The sequence below is a fragment of the Pseudomonas sp. FBF18 genome, from assembly GCF_024261405.1.
Classification (GTDB): domain Bacteria; phylum Pseudomonadota; class Gammaproteobacteria; order Pseudomonadales; family Pseudomonadaceae; genus Aquipseudomonas; species Aquipseudomonas palmensis.
Genome location: NZ_QKRS01000006.1, coordinates 219,548 through 234,488 on the forward strand (window position 1 = coordinate 219,548; position 14,941 = coordinate 234,488).

Consider the following 14,941-nt stretch of genomic DNA (forward strand, 5'->3'; position numbering starts at 1 on the left):
TCGTGGGAGAGCCTTGTGGCCATCGATATTCACTGGATTTGCGACGACCGCAGCCTGGCCGAGCACTGCCGACAGTGGCGGCAGTTGCCTTATGTAGCGCTTGATACCGAATTCATGCGGGTTGACACGTTTTACCCCATCGCCGGTTTGATCCAGGTCGGCGACGGGCAGCGTGCCTTTCTGATCGATCCGTTGCTGATCGGCGACTGGCAGCCGCTGGCCGAGCTGCTCGAAGACAGCGCCGTGACCAAGGTGCTGCATGCCTGCAGCGAAGATCTCGAAGTGCTGATGCGCCTGACCGGCAGCCTGCCGGCGCCGCTGTTCGACACCCAACTGGCCGCCGGCTACCTGAATCTCGGGTTCTCCATGGGCTACTCGCGACTGGTGCAGGAAGTACTCGGCATCGAGCTGCCCAAGGGCGAGACCCGTTCGGACTGGCTGCAGCGTCCGCTGTCGGAAACCCAGGTCAGCTACGCCGCCGAAGATGCCGTGCACCTGGCCGAAGTCTACGAGCGCCTGCGCCCGCAGCTGTCCGAAGACAAGAATGCCTGGGTGCTGGAAGACGGCGCCGAGCTGGTGGCCCAACTGCGCCGCGAAACCGACCCCTACGAGCTGTACCGTGATGCCAAGCTGGCCTGGAAGCTGTCGCGTGCGCAACTGGCGGTACTGCGCGAGCTGTGCGCCTGGCGCGAACGCGAGGCGCGTGCGCGCAACCTGCCGCGCAACCGGGTGCTGCGCGAGCAATCGCTGTGGCCTCTGGCCCGTACCCAGCCCGACAATCTGTCGGCCCTGGCCAAGATCGAAGACATGCACCCGCGCACCATTCGCCAGGATGGCGAGTTCCTGCTCGAGCTGATCAAGAAGGCCGCCAGCGTGCCGCCCAGCGAGTGGCCGCCGGCCCTGCCCGAGCCCTTGCCGATCGAGGCTTCGGCGCTGCTCAAGCAGCTGCGTGCCATCGGCCAGGCCGAAGGCGAGCGCCTGGGCATCGCGCCCGAACTGATGCTGCGCAAGAAAACCCTCGAGGCGCTGCTCAAGAGCGGCTACCCCAACGGGCCCTATCAACTGCCTGATTCGTTGCGCGGCTGGCGCCGCGAGCGGATGGGCCAGGCGCTGCTCGATTGCCTGGCCGGCACCGGAGACCAGCCATGAAACGTATCTGCTCGATCTACAAGAGCCCGCGCAAGAATGAAATGTACCTCTACGTGCTCAAGGCCGATGGCCTGGAGCGCGTGCCCGAGGGGCTGCTGCCGGCCTTTGGCAAGCCGGTGCATGCCTTCGACCTGGTGTTGACCCCCGAACGCCAACTGGCCCGCGAAGACATCACCCAGGTGCTGGCCAATCTGGAGAAGCAGGGCTACCACCTGCAGATGCCGCCACTTGAAGACGAGTACATCGAGCATCTTCCCGAAGAGCTGTTGCGGCGCAACGACCCGGTCTGAGCTTTTTTCTGTCTTGCATGGCGCGGCCCGCGCAGTGAGCGGGCCAGCGCCGTGGTTTATGCCAAGGTTATCCAAAACATGCGCGTTCTGATCGTTGAACAGGATCATGCCCTTTACGCTCGCCTGCTGCGCGAGATGGCACCGGACCTCGAGGTAGTGACCAGCGGCGACTCTGCCGAACTGTCGAAGCTGGCAGCAGAGTGCCCGGTGTGGCTCGGCCAGCCCGATCTGCTGGCCACCCTGCTGCGTCAGGGCCACGGCCCTGCCTGGGTGCAGTCGACCTGGGCCGGCATCACCCCGCTGTTGGTCGACGGCTTGCCGCGTGGCTATCGCCTGACGCGGGCGGTGGGCATCTTTGGCCAGGTGATGGCCGAGTACGTGCTCACCTACATGCTCGGCCATGAGCGCGAGGTGCTCGCGCGCGTGCTCAGCCAGGTGGAACGCAAGTGGGACGGGCGCCTGGGGCGCAGCCTGGAAGGGCGGCGCGTGCTGATCGTGGGCACCGGTGACATCGGCCAGCAGGTTGCCGAGTTCCTGCTGCCCTTCGGTGTCACCTTGTATGGCGTGGCCAGCCAGGCCCGCGTACAGGCGCCGTTTGTCGAGGTGGCCGGCCTGGATGAGCTGGGGCGGTTGGTGGGCGAGGTGGATTATGTGGTCAACCTGCTGCCCGACACGCCTGCCACCCACGACCTGTACAACGCCGCGCTGTTCGCCAGGTTCAACCCCCAGGCGCTGTTCATCAATGCCGGGCGTGGGGTGTCGGTGGTCGATGCCGATCTGGTCGAGGCGCTGAAGCTGGGGCACCTGGCGGGCGCGGTGATCGATGTATGCCGCCAGGAGCCGCTGCCGCAGCGTCATCCGTTCTGGACCGCCTGGGGCCTGCTGCTGACCGGGCACAGCTCGGCGCCGACCTCGCCGACGGCGATGGTGCGTTTGTTCGTGGAGAATCTGCGGGCATACGAGGCGGGGCAGGCGTTGCGTGGCGAGGTGGATTTCGAGCGGGGCTACTGACTGAAACCGCGTCGCAGCCGTCGTTGGCAAGGCCGGCGCCTACAGGAGATCCTTTAGGCGCCGGCCTTGCCGGCGAACGGGGCGCCGCGAACTTCAGCCCTACAGGCTGAAATCACCCTCGGCCGCCAGCTCGCTCAACGGCTTGCGCGGGCTTGGCACTTCGCGGGCCTGCAGGTACTCGGCCAGGCTGGCCTTGTCGCCCAGCTTGCCGATGGCGACCATCGCATGCAGTTCATAGCCGTCCGGAATCTTCAGCTCCTTGCGCGCCAGCGCCTGGTCGAACCCGGCCATGCCGTGGGTATGCCAGCCACTGATGCTGGCCTGCAACGCCAGGTGGCCCCAGGCCGAGCCGGTGTCGAAGGTGTGCCACAGCGCCGGGGTTTCTTCGCTGGCGCCAGGGGCGGTAAAGGTGGTCTTGGAAATCACCAGCACCAGCGCCGAGGCGTGCTGGGCCCAGCTGCGGTTGAATTCGTTGAGCAGGCCCAGGAAGCGCTCCCAGTTCGGCGTGTCACGGCGCGCGAACAGAAAGCGCCACGGCTGCGAGTTGTAAGCCGAGGGGGCCCAGCGCGCCGCTTCGAAGAAGCTCAGCAGGGTGTCTTCGGCAATCGGTTCGGCGGTAAACGCCCGGGGCGACCAGCGCTGGATGAACTGCTCGGCAATGGCATAGTCGGCAACGCGAGGGTTGGCACTCATGGAGGGGTTCCTGACAGGGTGGGAAAACACACAGCCTGTCAAACTACTGCGTGGCGCCAGCCCTGACAAGCGGTCTGGCAAAGCCCGGCCACACGCCCTAGACTGGCGCCGCCACGCGCGCGCACTTGAATTGAAACAGGACAAAACGCACCATGCCTGCCACCCAACCCTTCTGGATCAGCAAGCCCCTCGATCAGCTCGATCGCCAGGAGTGGGAGTCGCTGTGCGATGGGTGCGGCCTGTGCTGCCTGCAAAAGCTCGAGGACGAAGACGACAACAGCGTCTACTACACCAGCATTGCCTGCAAGCTGCTCGACCTCAAGACCTGCCAGTGCAGCGATTACCCCAACCGCTTTGCCTCGGTACCCGACTGCATCCAGCTCACCCCGGGCAAGGCCGACCAGTTCAAGTGGCTGCCGCCCACCTGTGGCTATCGGCTGGTCAGCGAGGGCAAGGACCTGCCCAGCTGGCATCACCTGGTCAGTGGCGATCGCGAGCAGGTGCACAAGCAACGCATTTCGTGGTCTGGCCGCATGCTCAGTGAAGACAGCGTGGCCGAAGACGATTGGGAAGACTATCTGATTTTCCGCGCCGGCTGAGGCTGCGGCGCAAGGGGATGTGAATGGAGATACGTCGCTGTTTGCTGGGGGCTGCGCTGTTGCTGGCGAGCCATGGCGCCTGGGCGAAGAAGGTCGACCTGGATTACCACGTGCGCCTGCTGCCCCAGAGCGGGCAGGCCGAGGTGCGCCTGACCTTGGCCGACGGCGCAGCGGTGCGCAGCCTGGATTTCGACCTGGGCAAGGAAGCCGTCTACAGCGATTTCAAGGCCGATGGCGCCTGGCAGTTGCAGGCCGGAGCACGCCGTGGTCTGTGGCAGCCGGGGGCGGGAGTGTCCAGCCTGAGCTACCGGGTACAGCTTAACCATGCCCTGAAGAACGCCGGCTACGACAGCCGCATCACTGCGCAATGGGCCTTGTTCCGGGGCGATGACCTGGTGCCTGCCGCACGCCTCGACCAGCAGGACGGCACCGAGCTGGTCGCGCGCCTGGTGTTCGAGTTGCCGGGCGACTGGAAGAGTGTCGAAACGCCCTGGCCGCGGATTGGCAAGCAGCGTTTCCGCATCGACAACCCTTCGCGCTTGTTCGACCGGCCTACCGGCTGGATGCTCGCCGGCAACCTGGGCAGCCGGCGCACCCGTCTGGGCGAGACCGAGGTCACCGTCGCCGGGCCCCAGGGCCAGGGCCTGCGGCGCATGGACACCCTGACCCTGCTGACGTTCGTGTGGCCACAGCTGCAGAGCGTGTTCCCGCGCAACCCGCCCAAGCTGCTGCTGGTGGGCGCCCGCGACCAGTTGTGGCGCGGCACCCGGGCCGGCTACCACTCGATCTACCTCAACAGCAATCGCCCGTTGGTCAACGAGAACGGCAGCAGCCCGTTGTTGCGCGAACTGGTGCGGGTGTTCGCCCAGGTCAACGACCAGGAGCGCAGTGACTGGATTGGCGAGGGGCTGGCCGAATACTACGGCATCGAACTGCTGCGCCGTGCCGGCGGCATCACCGAGGACCGCTACCAGTCCGTGCAGGCCCGGCTGGCCAGGCAGGGTGAAAAGGTCACCACGCTGCGCGGTGAGCAGATCACCGATGCGGGGGTGGCCCGTGCGGTGTTGCTGCTGCAGGCGCTGGACCGCGAGATCCGCCTGCACACGCATAACCAGCGTTCGCTGGACGACGTGACCCAGGGCCTGATGCGGCTCAACAGCGTCAGCACCGCGGAGTTCATCCAGCTCAGTGAAAACGTGCTGGGGCGTGGCTCCGAGGTGCTGGACACCAAGCTGTTGCGTTAGGCCTTGGGGCTTTTGAGCGAGTCGTTGCCGGTGACCGTGGCGCTGTGGGTGGCCGCTTGCGCATTGGCCTTCAGCACGCTGAGCTCTTCACCGGTGCGTTCGATCTTGCTGCGGATCTGATCCAGGTCGCGGCGCCCGCGCTCGATCAGGCTCTTGGCCGAACTGTGTCCGGTGATGCCCCGGGCCAGCGCCACGCCGCCGATGGCGATCTGGATCAGGCCGAAGAAACCGCCGCGACGCAGCCCCTTGCCGACCATCACCACACCCGTGGCCAGGGAGCCAGCGCGCTCCCAGCCTTGCACGTTGTGTTCGGTCTTGCTCTGAAACGGTGTGGCCAGGGTCAGGGTCTTGTTCTGGGACATGGTCGTACTCCTGTGGGGGCATGGATAGTCAGCAGACCGCCAGGGCCGCCAGGACGTTCCCGCGGATTACTTGAATTTGGGCCCGGAGCGGGTGTTCAGGCCCTTGGCCATGCGGTCGTAGAGCACCACGTTGACGGTGGCAGCGAGGTTCATGCAGCCATTGGTCGGGATGTAGATGGTCTCTTCGCACCAGGCGCGCACGTCGGCATCCAGCGAGCCGTCTTCAGGGCCGAAGATGTAGATCGCGCGGTCGGGGTGAGTGTATTCGGGCAGCGGGCGGGCGCCCTCGACCAGTTCGACGGCAACCGGTGTGCAGCCCAGCGGGATGATCTTCTGCAGGTCGTCGATGCCGATCAGCGGGATGTCATAGTGCACCCGCTTGGTGTCGGTGACGAAGTCGCGGGCGCGCTCGTAGCGCTTGCCGGTGTAGAACACCGAGTTCACGCCATAGCAACCCGCCGCACGCATCACCGAACCGACGTTCTCCGCTGATTTGGGGTTGAACAGACCAATGCAGCTGTACCGTTTGTTCGCCACGTGCCGGGGCCCTTGAGAAAAAAGACGCGATTATACGGGCTTGCCGGCACGGGTGGGGCGCAGGGTCAGTCTTTCTTGAGCAGCCCGGCCAGCCCGGCGAACGGGTTATGGGTGGCCTTGGCGATGCTTGGGCTGGCGGTGGAGCCTTCGCTGAAGTACTGCTGGTCGGTGTAGCGCGAGTGCTCGTTGTCGTGGCAGTACAGGCACAGCAGTTCCCAGTTCGAACCGTCCTGGGGGTTGTTGTCGTGGTTGTGGTCGCGGTGGTGCACGGTCAGTTCGCTCAGGCGCTTGCCGGCGAATTCGCGGGCGCAGCGGCCGCACACGTGGGGGTACATGCGCAGGGCCTTGTCGCGGTAGCCCATTTCCTTGTCGCGCTTGGCATCGGCGAGGATGCGGTCCAGCCGCGCGGTGGCGGCGGCGGAAGAGGTTGCCGAACTCATGGTTGTACCTTTCTCGGGCTTGTTACGGTTATGCCGTGAAGTTTAGCGCCATGACGGGCATTTCGGACAGGCAAACCGCAGCGCTTGCGCGTAGCCTGTAGGCAGCACTCTCCAGGAGCCCGCCCCATGCGCCATGCGAGCATTGCCCTGCTGTTGATTGCCTGGCTCGGCCAGGCCCAGGCTGCGGACCTGCAGCCACGCACCCTCGCACCGGTACCGGGTGCACCGGGTACGCCCACGCCCACCCCTTACCCGCAGGTGGCCCCGTCGACCATCCCCCGTGCAGGGCAGGGCTCGTCGGGTGCGCCGCTGTTGCCGCCGATTCCCTTGCCCAGCCCGCCGAAGGACCAGCCGCTGCCAGGGCTTGCGCCGGATGCCGGCAAGGACAAACCGCGCGAGGGCTAGACCTGCTGCGAGAGACGCTGGCCGTCGAGCATGCGCAGGCGACGCGACAGTGCCACGGCCAGGGCGCGGATGATCTTGGCGGCCACCTTGGGCGTTTCGTTGAGCATTTTTTCCAGTGAGTCCTTGCCCAGGTTGAGCAGTTGACAGTCGCTGGCGGCCACGCAGCTGGCCGATCGGCGTTCGCCGTCCAGCACGGCCATCTCGCCAAAAGCGCGGCCCTTGCGCAGGGTGGCGATCTCCACCTGATGCTCGTCGGGGTCGGTCTTGCGTACCGATACCTGGCCCGAGTGGATGATGCACATGAAGGTGCCGGAATCGCCTTCGTGGAAGATTTCCTCGCCCTGGGCGATGGTGCTGATGCTGAAGTAGCCGGCAGCGGTCTGAAAGTCAGGCGGCAGCAGTTGGTCGAACAGGCCGCAGTCCATGAGCATGTCGCGAATTTCGTTGTTCAGGGAGGTCGGGTCGGGCATCGCGGTTGGTCTTTTTCTTGGAGGTTTGTGGTGTCTGGTTTTCGCCGTCAAGGCCGGCTCCTGCAATGGCCAGTGCATAGCTTGCAGGAGCCGGCCTTGCCGGCGAATTGCTGATTCAGACAACAGAAATCCTGAATTACACCAGGCCCAGCACTTTAAATACGAACGCGTACTCCAGTGCCACGTCCTTGAGCCCCTGGTAGCGCCCGCTCATGCCGCCATGCCCGGCGCCCAGCTCGGTCTTGAGCAGCAGCAGGTTGTCATCGGTCTTGTGCACGCGCAGCTTGGCCACCCACTTGGCCGCCTCCCAGTACTGCACGCGGCTGTCGTTGTAACCGGCCACCACCAGCAGGGCAGGGTAGGCCTGGGCCTTCACGTTCTCGTAGGGCGCATACGCCTTGATGCGCGCGTGCACCTCGGGCTCCTGCGGGTTGCCCCACTCGTCATACTCGGTGACGGTCAGCGGCAGATCGGGGTCGAGCATGGTGTTGAGCACGTCGACGAACGGCACCTCGGCAATCGCCGCCTTGAACAGCTCGGGACGCTGGTTGAGCACCGCACCGATCAGCAGCCCGCCGGCACTGCCGCCACTGATCGCCAGGTGCTCGGCATCGGTCACGCCGGTGGCGATCAGGTGTTCGGCGCAGGCGATGAAGTCGCTGAAGGTGTTGGGCTTGTGCTCCTGCTTGCCGGCCCGGTACCAGGCCTCGCCCAGTTCGCCGCCGCCGCGCACGTGGGCAATGGCGAAGGCCACGCCGCGCTCCAGCAGGCTCAGGCGCGCATGGGAAAACCACGGGTCCAGGCTTTCGCCGTAGGCACCGTAGCCGTACAGGTACAGCGGCACCGGCTTGCCGAGGTCCTCACGGCGCTGAACCAGGCTGATCGGTACCTGCGTGCCGTCGCCGGCGGTGGCCCACAGGCGCTGGCTGACGTAGGCGTCGGGGTCGAACGGGCCGAGCACCGGGGTCTGCTTGAGCACCTGCTGCTGACCATCGGCAAGCGTCAGCTGGCGTACCTGCGCAGGTCGGTTCAGCGCCTCGTAGCGCAGGCGGATGCGTGGGCTGTCGAACTCCAGGCTGTCCTGCACGTACAGGCTGTAGGCTGCATCCGGCAGCTCGACGCGGTAGGTGGGCAGGCCGTGGGGGCGCACCTCGATGATCGGCAGGCCGCCCTCGCGCAGGCTCAGGGTCAGGGCGCTGGCGTTCAGGGTCAGCCCCTCGAGCATCACGGTGTCGCGGTGCGGCACCAGCACCTGCCACTGCTCGTGGGTTGGCAGGGTGTCGGCCGGGCCGTGGAACAGGGCGAAATTGATGCCTTGCTGGTTGCTGCGGATGAACCAGTGCCAGTGGCCGTTCAACTGGCCATGGTCAGGGTAGTACTCATGGCCTTCGACCCGTGGTGCCAGGCAGGTGAACGCCTGTTCCGGGGTGTGCGCATCCAGTACCCAGGCCTCGCTGGTGGTCTTGCTGTTGAGCAGCAGGATCAGCTGGCGCTCGGAGCTGGCGCGGTAGCAGTGCAGGAAGAAGCGACCGTCGGCCTCCTCGAACACCTTCACCGCCCCTTGGGTGCCCAGGCGATGACGCATCAGCCGGTGCGGGCGGTGGGTGTCGTCCAGTTCGGCGAAGAACAGCGTCTGGCTGTCGTTGGCCCAGGTCATGCTGCCGTCGCAGTCTTCGAACGGCAACTGCTCGACCGCGCCGCTGGCCAGGTCCTTGACGTACAGGGTGTAGACCTCGTCGCCGCTGGTATCCAGGCTGTAGGCCAGGCGCTGGTGGTCGGGGCTGATGTTGAAGGCGCCCAGGCTGAGGAAGCCACCGGCGGCCAGCAGGTTGGGGTCCAGCAGCAGCTCTTCGCGGCTTTCATCGACCGTCGGCGAATCGTCTGCCGGGCGTGGGCAGCGGTAATGACGCGGGTACTCGTCGCCGGCGGTGGTGCGGGTGTAGTAAAGGTAGGGGCCCCAGGGCGAGGCCAGCGACAGGTCGGTTTCGAGAATGCGGCCACGGATCTCTTCGAACAGCTGCTCGCGCAACCCGGCCTGGTCGGCCAGTTGCGCCTCCTGATAGGCGTTTTCCGCGTTCAGGTAGGCCAGCACCTCGGGGGTGTCCCGGGCCTGCAACCAGGCATAGGGATCGGTGCCGGCATCCTGGCGGGCGATCGGGGCTTGGGGGGCGTTGGCAGCTGCGGACATGCGGGGTTCTCTTTGCTGGGGCGCGCCTGCGCGCTGAAAAGTCGTTATCATAAGCATCTATTTGCCTAGCTTGCCACGGACGCCATGACCGAGAACGATTATCTGCTCGCCTGGGGACTCTATGCCCTGGCCGCCCTGGGTTGCCTGCTGGTGGGCTTTCGCCTGACCGCGTGGATGTGGCGCTGGTTGCGCGAGCCGCTGCGGGTGATCATGGCAGTGCTGCTGCTGACCCCGACCATCATCGACCCGGTGAAGGAGAAGTTCGCCCCGGCCATTGCCATCACTGCCCTGGACCTGGCCTTCAAGGTCGGCAACAACGTGCTGCGCGCCGCGTCCGACCTGGCCATGTACGGCATGATCGCGTTCATCCTGTATGGCGTGTTCGTGCTGCTGCGCTGGCCGCTGGAGCGCCGTGCCAAGGCCCGCCGCGCCGCTGCCGAAGCCGCCGCCAGGCGCGATGCCGACGAGCCGCTGGACGACCAGCCGTTCGCCGCCGACAGCCGTGACCGCTACCGCAGCGAACCCCCTGAAGCACCCGCCGGCGGCAGCCGCGAGCGCCTCGAACCGCGTTTGTAAGATCCGCCCTGGAGCGACCCCTGCATGTGTGAATTACTGGGCATGAGCGCCAATGTCCCTACCGATATCGTGTTCAGCTTCACCGGGCTGATGCAGCGTGGCGGACGTACCGGGCCGCACCGTGACGGCTGGGGCATCGGCTTCTATGAAGGCCGTGGCCTGCGCCTGTTCCAGGACCCGGCGGCCAGCTGCGAGTCGGAAGTCGCCAACCTGGTGCAGCGTTATCCGATCAAGAGCGAGGTGGTCATCGGCCACATTCGCCAGGCCAACGTTGGCAAGGTGTGCCTGTCCAACACCCACCCGTTCGTGCGCGAACTGTGGGGGCGCAACTGGTGCTTCGCACACAACGGCCAGCTGGGCGACTTCCAGGGGCAACGCACCTTCTACCGCCCGGTGGGCGATACCGACAGCGAGGCCGCCTTCTGCGACCTGCTCAACCGCATCCGCGAGGCATTCCCCGAACCGGTCGAGGTCGAGGAGCTGATCCCGGTGCTGGTGCAGGCCTGCGCCGAGTTCCGTGGCAAGGGCGTGTTCAACTGCCTGCTCAGCGATGGCGACTGGCTGTTCTGCTTCTGTTCGACCAAGCTGGTACACATCACCCGGCGCGCACCGTTCGGCCCGGCGCGGCTCAAGGACGTGGACATGATCGTCGACTTCCAGGCCGAGACCACGCCCAACGACGTGGTCACCGTCATTGCCACCGAGGCCTTGACCGAAGACGAGATCTGGCACCGCTACGAGCCTGGCCAGTGGGGCCTGTGGCGGCGCGGTGAATGCATTGCCCAGGGTCAGGCCAGCTAAGGATCAGCCTTCATGTTCAGAAGTTACCTGCGTTTGCTGTTGTTTACCTTCGGCCTGCTGGTCGGTGTGCAAATCCCCGGGCTGATCAACGATTATACCCAGCGGGTCGAGGCGCACCTGCTCGAATCGCGCGAGGGCCTCAAGGGCTTCAACCAGACCGCGCAGCGCTTTTTCAATGGCGACCTGCAGGCGCTGGTACGTCACTACCGTGCCAGCGACGACCCGGTGTTCAACAGCGATGCCGACAGCATCGACAGCCTGGTGGCGCGCAATCGCCTGCTCGAAGAAGAGTGGCAGACCCTGCAGCGCCCGTGGCTGGTACGCACCTGGCACGTACTGGTGGCGGCCGATCCGGCCTTGCGCGAGGAAACCCTCAAGGGCTACAGCTACCAGATCCTGCTGGCGCCCGAGGCGATGGCCTGGGGCCTGGCCAGCGCCATGCTGCTGGCACTGGTGATCGAGAGCCTGCTGATGCTGATCGGCTGGGCGATCCTCGGCGGTCGGCGCAAGCCGGTGGAGCCGAGCTGGCGCTAGACGGCCTCCGGGCCGCCCCCCCACCCGACACAGGAGCAACGCGCGTGAGCCGCCTGCTACTCAATTGCGACATGGGTGAAAGTTTCGGCAGTTGGAGCATGGGGCTGGATGCCGAAGTGATGCCCTTTATCGATTGCGCCAACATCGCCTGCGGTTTTCATGCTGGCGACCCGGGCATCATGCGCACCACCGTGGCGCTGGCCGTGGCCGGGGGCGTGCTGGTGGGGGCGCACCCGGCGTACCAGGACCTGGCCGGTTTCGGGCGCCGCTCGATGGCCTGCAGCAATGAAGAGATTCGCGACCTGCTGCATTACCAGATCGGCGCGCTGGACGGTATCTGCCGCACCCAGAAGACCCAGGTGGCCTACGTCAAACCCCACGGGGCGCTGTACAACGACATGATGGCCGAGCCGGGCAAGCTGCGTGCGGTGATCGAGGCGGTGGCCGCCTACGACCGCAGCCTGCCGCTGATGCTGATGGCCACGGCCGACAATCGTGCGGCCCAGGCACTGGGTGACGAATATGGCGTCACGTTGTGGTTCGAGGCCTTTGCCGACCGTGCCTACGACCCCGCCGGACGCCTGCTGTCGCGGCGTCTGCCCGGTGCCGTGCACCACGACCCGGCCCTGATCGTCGAGCAGGCCCTGCGCCTGGCACGGGGCGAACCGCTGGTTGCCAGTGATGGCAGCGCACTGCGCCTGCAGGCCCATACGCTGTGTGTGCATGGCGACAATGCCAGCTCGGTGGCTGCGGTGCGGCAGATTCGTCAGGCTCTCGATGCGCAGGCGGCGCCATGAAGTGGCGCGTCGAGGTGGTTGCTGTCGATTGCCTGATGGTGCGCCTGTTCGATGCGATCGATGAGTCCAACATGCCCTGGATGCTCGCTGCCACCCAGCGTCTGCGTGCAGCCTTTGCGGCGCAGCTGATCGATCTGGTGCCGTCGTACACCACCGTGATGGTGCATTTCGACCTGTCGCCCACCCAGGCCCGCGAGCGTATCGCGCAGGCGCTCGAAGGTCTTCGCCCCGACGAGGGCGGGGCAGGGCAGCGCCACGACATTCCGGTGTGGTACGACCCCAGCGTCGGGCCCGAGCTGGCCTTGCTGGCGCAGCGCAGCGGCGACTCCGTGGCGGGGGTGATCCGCCGCCACAGCACGCGCGAGTACCAGGTGTTCGCCCTTGGCTTCGCCCCGGGTTTCGCGTTCATGGGGCTGGTCGAGGAGGCGCTGGCCGCGCCGCGCCTGGCCACCCCGCGCAAGCGCGTGGCAGCCGGCAGTGTGGGCATCGCCGAGCGCCAGACGGCGGCCTACCCGGCGGTGTCGCCCGGGGGCTGGAACCTGATCGGGCGTACCCCCAGCCGCCTGTTCGATCGCCAGCGCGAGGGCTACAGCCTGCTGCAGCCGGGCGACCGGGTGCGCTTCGTGGCGGTGGACCGTGCCGAATTCCTTGCACTCGGCGGCGACGACACGCCCCTGCAGGTGTCGCCGTGAGCCGCTTGCTGATCGAGGCCAGCACGCCGCTGTGCCTGTTGCAGGATGCCGGGCGCTTTGGCGTGCGCCACCTGGGCGTGACCCAGGGCGGTGGTCTGGACTGGGTATCGATGCGCTGGGCCAACTGGCTGCTGGGCAATGCACCGCAGGCGGCGGTGGTGGAGATCACCCTGGGCGGGCTGACGCTGGTGGCCGAGCAGGCGTGCTGCCTGGCACTGGCCGGTGCTGACCTGGGCGCACGGCTCGACGACCAGCCGCTGGCGCCGTGGCGCAATTTCGTGATGGCCAAGGGGCAGCGCCTGCAGTTCACCCAGCCGCTGCAGGGTGTGCGGGCCTACCTGGCGGCGCCAGGGGGATTCGCTGCGCCGCAGGTGCTGGGCAGTTGCGCTACGGTGGTGCGCGAGGAGCTGGGCGGGCTGACGGGACTGGGCAGAGCATTGGCCCGAGGCGAGTGCCTGGGCTACGCCGGCAACGCGCCGGGTGTGCGTGAGGTGCCCGAAGGGCTTCGACCCGTGCCTGGTACCTGCACCGTGCTGGACCTGGTGATGGGGGCGCAGATCGGCGAGTTTGCCGGGCAGAGCCTGTTCGATGCCTTCAACCGCGACTGGACCCTGGACACCCGCGCCGACCGCATGGGCATGCGCCTGCTGGGCCCGGCGTTGCAGTATCAGGGGCAACCGATGATCTCGGAGGGGATACCGCTGGGCGCGGTGCAGGTACCGCCGGATGGACAGCCGATCGTGTTGTTCAATGATCGGCAGACGATTGGCGGCTATCCGCGATTGGGGGCGCTGACCCCGCTGGCGCTGGCCGGCCTGGCGCAGTTGCTGCCGGGGCGTGTGGTGCGGTTGCGGGCCGTGGTGCAGGAGATGGCATGGCGAGAGCAGCAGGTTTATCTGCAGAGGTTTGCCGACTGACAGGGCCTCTTCGCCGGCAAGGCCGGCGAAGGGTTCACCGCTATTTGGACAGAAACCGCATCCCTTCCTCCAGCCCGCGCAAGGTCAGCGGGAACATCCGGTCCTCGACCAGCTCGCGCACGATGTTGGTCGAGGCCGTATAGCCCCAGGTGTCCTTGGGGTAGGGGTTTATCCAGATCAGCTTCTTGTATTTCTCCATGAAGCGGCGCATCCACACATACCCGGCTTCCTCGTTCCAGTGCTCCACGCTGCCACCGGGCTGGGTGATCTCGTAGGGCGCCATGGCCGCATCGCCCACGAACACCACCTTGTAGTCGGCGCCGTACTTGTGCAGCAGGTCCATGGTCGAGGTGCGCTCGGAGGTGCGGCGCAGGTTGTTCTTCCACACCGACTCGTACACGAAGTTGTGGAAGTAGTAGTACTCCAGGTGCTTGAACTCGGTCTTGCAGGCCGAAAACAGCTCTTCGCAGATCTTCACGTGGGCGTCCATCGAACCGCCGATGTCGAACAGCAGCAGCAACTTCACGCTGTTGCGCCGCTCCGGACGCATCTGGATGTTGAGCAGCCCGGCATCGCGCGCGGTGTGGTCGATGGTGCCGTCGATATCCAGCTCTTCGGCCGCGCCCTGACGGGCGAACTTGCGCAGCCGGCGCAAGGCCAGCTTGATGTTGCGCGTGCCCAGTTCCACCCCGTCGTCAAGGTTCTTGTACTCGCGCTGGTCCCATACCTTGACCGCCTTGCCCTGGCGCTTGCCGGCATCGCCCACGCGAATGCCCTCGGGGTTGAAGCCGCCCGAGCCGAACGGGCTGGTACCGCCGGTACCGATCCACTTATTGCCGCCGGCATGGCGTTCCTTCTGTTCTTCCAGGCGTTTCTTGAACGCTTCGATCAGCTTGTCCAGACCGCCCAGGGACTGGATCTGCGCACGCTCTTCATCCGTCAGGGAGCGCTCGAATTCCTTGCGCAGCCAGTCTTCGGGGATCAGCGCCTCCAGGTGGTGGTCGAGGTTTTCAAGGCCCTTGAAGTAGGCCGAGAAGGCCCGGTCGAACTTGTCGAAGTGGCGCTCGTCCTTGACCAGGATGGCGCGCGCCAAATAGTAGAACTCGTCCATGTCGGCGAAGATCACCCGCTGCTTCAAGGCATTGAGCAGGTCGAGCAACTCGCGTACCGACACCGGCACCTTGGCCGCGCGCATTTCATTGAACAGGTTCAGCAGCATGGCAATGACCCCGTTGG

Annotated in this window: 19 protein-coding genes; 12 read left to right on the plus strand and 7 right to left on the minus strand. The window is 66.1% G+C overall.

Features of this window, described 5'->3' with window-relative positions; translation table 11 throughout:
* The first annotated feature begins 15 nt into the window (after positions 1 to 15).
* The 3 genes from rnd to DN387_RS12335 all read left to right on the plus strand — a co-directional run bounded on the left by rnd (position 16) and on the right by DN387_RS12335 (position 2,450).
* Positions 16 to 1,149: a ribonuclease D gene (rnd, locus tag DN387_RS12325; protein ID WP_043864207.1), complete on the plus strand. Its 1,134-nt coding sequence runs from the start codon at positions 16 to 18 to the stop codon at positions 1,147 to 1,149.
* Positions 1,146 to 1,439 carry a YcgL domain-containing protein gene (locus DN387_RS12330; protein ID WP_043864206.1) on the plus strand — a complete coding sequence of 98 codons (294 nt, stop codon included), beginning with the start codon at positions 1,146 to 1,148 and terminating at the stop codon, positions 1,437 to 1,439. The genes rnd and DN387_RS12330 overlap by 4 nt, the downstream gene beginning before the upstream one ends.
* A gap of 78 nt (positions 1,440 to 1,517) precedes the next feature.
* Positions 1,518 to 2,450: a D-2-hydroxyacid dehydrogenase gene (locus DN387_RS12335; protein ID WP_043864205.1), complete on the plus strand. Its 933-nt coding sequence runs from the start codon at positions 1,518 to 1,520 to the stop codon at positions 2,448 to 2,450.
* A gap of 99 nt (positions 2,451 to 2,549) precedes the next feature.
* Here DN387_RS12335 and DN387_RS12340 read toward each other — a convergent pair whose 3' ends face one another.
* Positions 2,550 to 3,143, minus strand: a complete 594-nt coding sequence (locus DN387_RS12340) for a nitroreductase family protein (RefSeq protein WP_043864204.1) — start codon at positions 3,141 to 3,143, stop codon at positions 2,550 to 2,552.
* Between the two features lie 152 nt (positions 3,144 to 3,295).
* Here DN387_RS12340 and DN387_RS12345 point away from each other — a divergent pair, with 152 nt between their 5' ends.
* Together DN387_RS12345 and DN387_RS12350 are read left to right on the plus strand one after the other, a co-directional pair.
* Positions 3,296 to 3,742 carry a YcgN family cysteine cluster protein gene (locus DN387_RS12345; RefSeq protein ID WP_043864203.1) on the plus strand — a complete coding sequence of 149 codons (447 nt, stop codon included), beginning with the start codon at positions 3,296 to 3,298 and terminating at the stop codon, positions 3,740 to 3,742.
* Between the two features lie 23 nt (positions 3,743 to 3,765).
* Positions 3,766 to 4,986, plus strand: coding sequence for a hypothetical protein (locus DN387_RS12350; protein WP_054914964.1), 1,221 nt, complete (start codon positions 3,766 to 3,768; stop codon positions 4,984 to 4,986).
* On the opposite strand, the gene DN387_RS12355 is transcribed toward DN387_RS12350, so the two are convergent.
* The 3 genes from DN387_RS12355 to DN387_RS12365 all read right to left on the minus strand — a co-directional run bounded on the left by DN387_RS12355 (position 4,983) and on the right by DN387_RS12365 (position 6,325).
* A complete protein-coding gene (locus DN387_RS12355) occupies positions 4,983 to 5,348 on the minus strand; it encodes a DUF2892 domain-containing protein (protein ID WP_043864201.1) in 366 nt (121 codons plus the stop codon). The genes DN387_RS12350 and DN387_RS12355 overlap by 4 nt on opposite strands.
* Before the next feature lie 66 nt (positions 5,349 to 5,414).
* On the minus strand, positions 5,415 to 5,885 hold the full coding sequence (locus DN387_RS12360; RefSeq protein ID WP_043864200.1) for an RNA methyltransferase: 471 nt from the start codon (positions 5,883 to 5,885) through the stop codon (positions 5,415 to 5,417).
* A gap of 65 nt (positions 5,886 to 5,950) precedes the next feature.
* Complete coding sequence (locus tag DN387_RS12365) at positions 5,951 to 6,325, minus strand: YajD family HNH nuclease (RefSeq protein WP_043864199.1); 375 nt, start codon at positions 6,323 to 6,325, stop codon at positions 5,951 to 5,953.
* A 126-nt stretch (positions 6,326 to 6,451) separates the two neighbouring features.
* Here DN387_RS12365 and DN387_RS12370 point away from each other — a divergent pair, with 126 nt between their 5' ends.
* A complete protein-coding gene (locus DN387_RS12370; protein WP_043864198.1) occupies positions 6,452 to 6,730 on the plus strand; it encodes a hypothetical protein in 279 nt (92 codons plus the stop codon).
* Here DN387_RS12370 and DN387_RS12375 read toward each other — a convergent pair.
* Together DN387_RS12375 and DN387_RS12380 are read right to left on the minus strand one after the other, a co-directional pair.
* Positions 6,727 to 7,200, minus strand: coding sequence for a cyclic nucleotide-binding domain-containing protein (locus DN387_RS12375; protein ID WP_054914963.1), 474 nt, complete (start codon positions 7,198 to 7,200; stop codon positions 6,727 to 6,729). The genes DN387_RS12370 and DN387_RS12375 overlap by 4 nt on opposite strands.
* A gap of 136 nt (positions 7,201 to 7,336) precedes the next feature.
* Positions 7,337 to 9,388: a S9 family peptidase gene (locus DN387_RS12380; RefSeq protein ID WP_054914962.1), complete on the minus strand. Its 2,052-nt coding sequence runs from the start codon at positions 9,386 to 9,388 to the stop codon at positions 7,337 to 7,339.
* Positions 9,389 to 9,472: 84 nt separating this feature from the next.
* Between DN387_RS12380 and DN387_RS12385 the strand changes: the two genes are divergently transcribed.
* From DN387_RS12385 to DN387_RS12410, 6 genes are read left to right on the plus strand one after another with little or no spacing between them, the layout of a single operon-like run.
* On the plus strand, positions 9,473 to 9,964 hold the full coding sequence (locus DN387_RS12385; RefSeq protein WP_043864195.1) for a hypothetical protein: 492 nt from the start codon (positions 9,473 to 9,475) through the stop codon (positions 9,962 to 9,964).
* A gap of 24 nt (positions 9,965 to 9,988) precedes the next feature.
* Positions 9,989 to 10,765, plus strand: a complete 777-nt coding sequence (locus DN387_RS12390; RefSeq protein WP_043864194.1) for a class II glutamine amidotransferase — start codon at positions 9,989 to 9,991, stop codon at positions 10,763 to 10,765.
* A 12-nt stretch (positions 10,766 to 10,777) separates the two neighbouring features.
* Entirely contained in the window at positions 10,778 to 11,299 is a 522-nt protein-coding gene (locus DN387_RS12395; RefSeq protein ID WP_054914961.1) for a DUF2937 family protein, read from the plus strand.
* A 44-nt stretch (positions 11,300 to 11,343) separates the two neighbouring features.
* A complete protein-coding gene (locus tag DN387_RS12400; protein ID WP_043864192.1) occupies positions 11,344 to 12,096 on the plus strand; it encodes a 5-oxoprolinase subunit PxpA in 753 nt (250 codons plus the stop codon).
* Complete coding sequence (pxpB, locus tag DN387_RS12405; protein WP_054914960.1) at positions 12,093 to 12,788, plus strand: 5-oxoprolinase subunit PxpB; 696 nt, start codon at positions 12,093 to 12,095, stop codon at positions 12,786 to 12,788. Before DN387_RS12400 ends, pxpB begins: the two co-directional genes overlap by 4 nt.
* Positions 12,785 to 13,705: a biotin-dependent carboxyltransferase family protein gene (locus DN387_RS12410; RefSeq protein ID WP_054914959.1), complete on the plus strand. Its 921-nt coding sequence runs from the start codon at positions 12,785 to 12,787 to the stop codon at positions 13,703 to 13,705. Before pxpB ends, DN387_RS12410 begins: the two co-directional genes overlap by 4 nt.
* A 40-nt stretch (positions 13,706 to 13,745) precedes the next feature.
* Here DN387_RS12410 and DN387_RS12415 read toward each other — a convergent pair whose 3' ends face one another.
* On the minus strand, positions 13,746 to 14,924 hold the full coding sequence (locus DN387_RS12415; RefSeq protein ID WP_043864189.1) for a VWA domain-containing protein: 1,179 nt from the start codon (positions 14,922 to 14,924) through the stop codon (positions 13,746 to 13,748).
* Positions 14,925 to 14,941: the final 17 nt, after the last annotated feature.

Coding starts and splice junctions, on each gene's coding strand:
- DN387_RS12330 (WP_043864206.1), top strand. CDS start 1,146: ATGAAACGTATCTGCTCGATCTACAAGAGCCCGCGCAAGAATGAAATG.
- DN387_RS12335 (WP_043864205.1), top strand. CDS start 1,518: ATGCGCGTTCTGATCGTTGAACAGGATCATGCCCTTTACGCTCGCCTG.
- DN387_RS12340 (WP_043864204.1), bottom strand. CDS start 3,143: ATGAGTGCCAACCCTCGCGTTGCCGACTATGCCATTGCCGAGCAGTTC.
- DN387_RS12345 (WP_043864203.1), top strand. CDS start 3,296: ATGCCTGCCACCCAACCCTTCTGGATCAGCAAGCCCCTCGATCAGCTC.
- DN387_RS12350 (WP_054914964.1), top strand. CDS start 3,766: ATGGAGATACGTCGCTGTTTGCTGGGGGCTGCGCTGTTGCTGGCGAGC.
- DN387_RS12355 (WP_043864201.1), bottom strand. CDS start 5,348: ATGTCCCAGAACAAGACCCTGACCCTGGCCACACCGTTTCAGAGCAAG.
- DN387_RS12365 (WP_043864199.1), bottom strand. CDS start 6,325: ATGAGTTCGGCAACCTCTTCCGCCGCCGCCACCGCGCGGCTGGACCGC.
- DN387_RS12370 (WP_043864198.1), top strand. CDS start 6,452: ATGCGCCATGCGAGCATTGCCCTGCTGTTGATTGCCTGGCTCGGCCAG.
- DN387_RS12375 (WP_054914963.1), bottom strand. CDS start 7,200: ATGCCCGACCCGACCTCCCTGAACAACGAAATTCGCGACATGCTCATG.
- DN387_RS12380 (WP_054914962.1), bottom strand. CDS start 9,388: ATGTCCGCAGCTGCCAACGCCCCCCAAGCCCCGATCGCCCGCCAGGAT.
- DN387_RS12385 (WP_043864195.1), top strand. CDS start 9,473: ATGACCGAGAACGATTATCTGCTCGCCTGGGGACTCTATGCCCTGGCC.
- DN387_RS12390 (WP_043864194.1), top strand. CDS start 9,989: ATGTGTGAATTACTGGGCATGAGCGCCAATGTCCCTACCGATATCGTG.
- DN387_RS12395 (WP_054914961.1), top strand. CDS start 10,778: ATGTTCAGAAGTTACCTGCGTTTGCTGTTGTTTACCTTCGGCCTGCTG.
- pxpB (WP_054914960.1), top strand. CDS start 12,093: ATGAAGTGGCGCGTCGAGGTGGTTGCTGTCGATTGCCTGATGGTGCGC.
- DN387_RS12415 (WP_043864189.1), bottom strand. CDS start 14,924: ATGCTGCTGAACCTGTTCAATGAAATGCGCGCGGCCAAGGTGCCGGTG.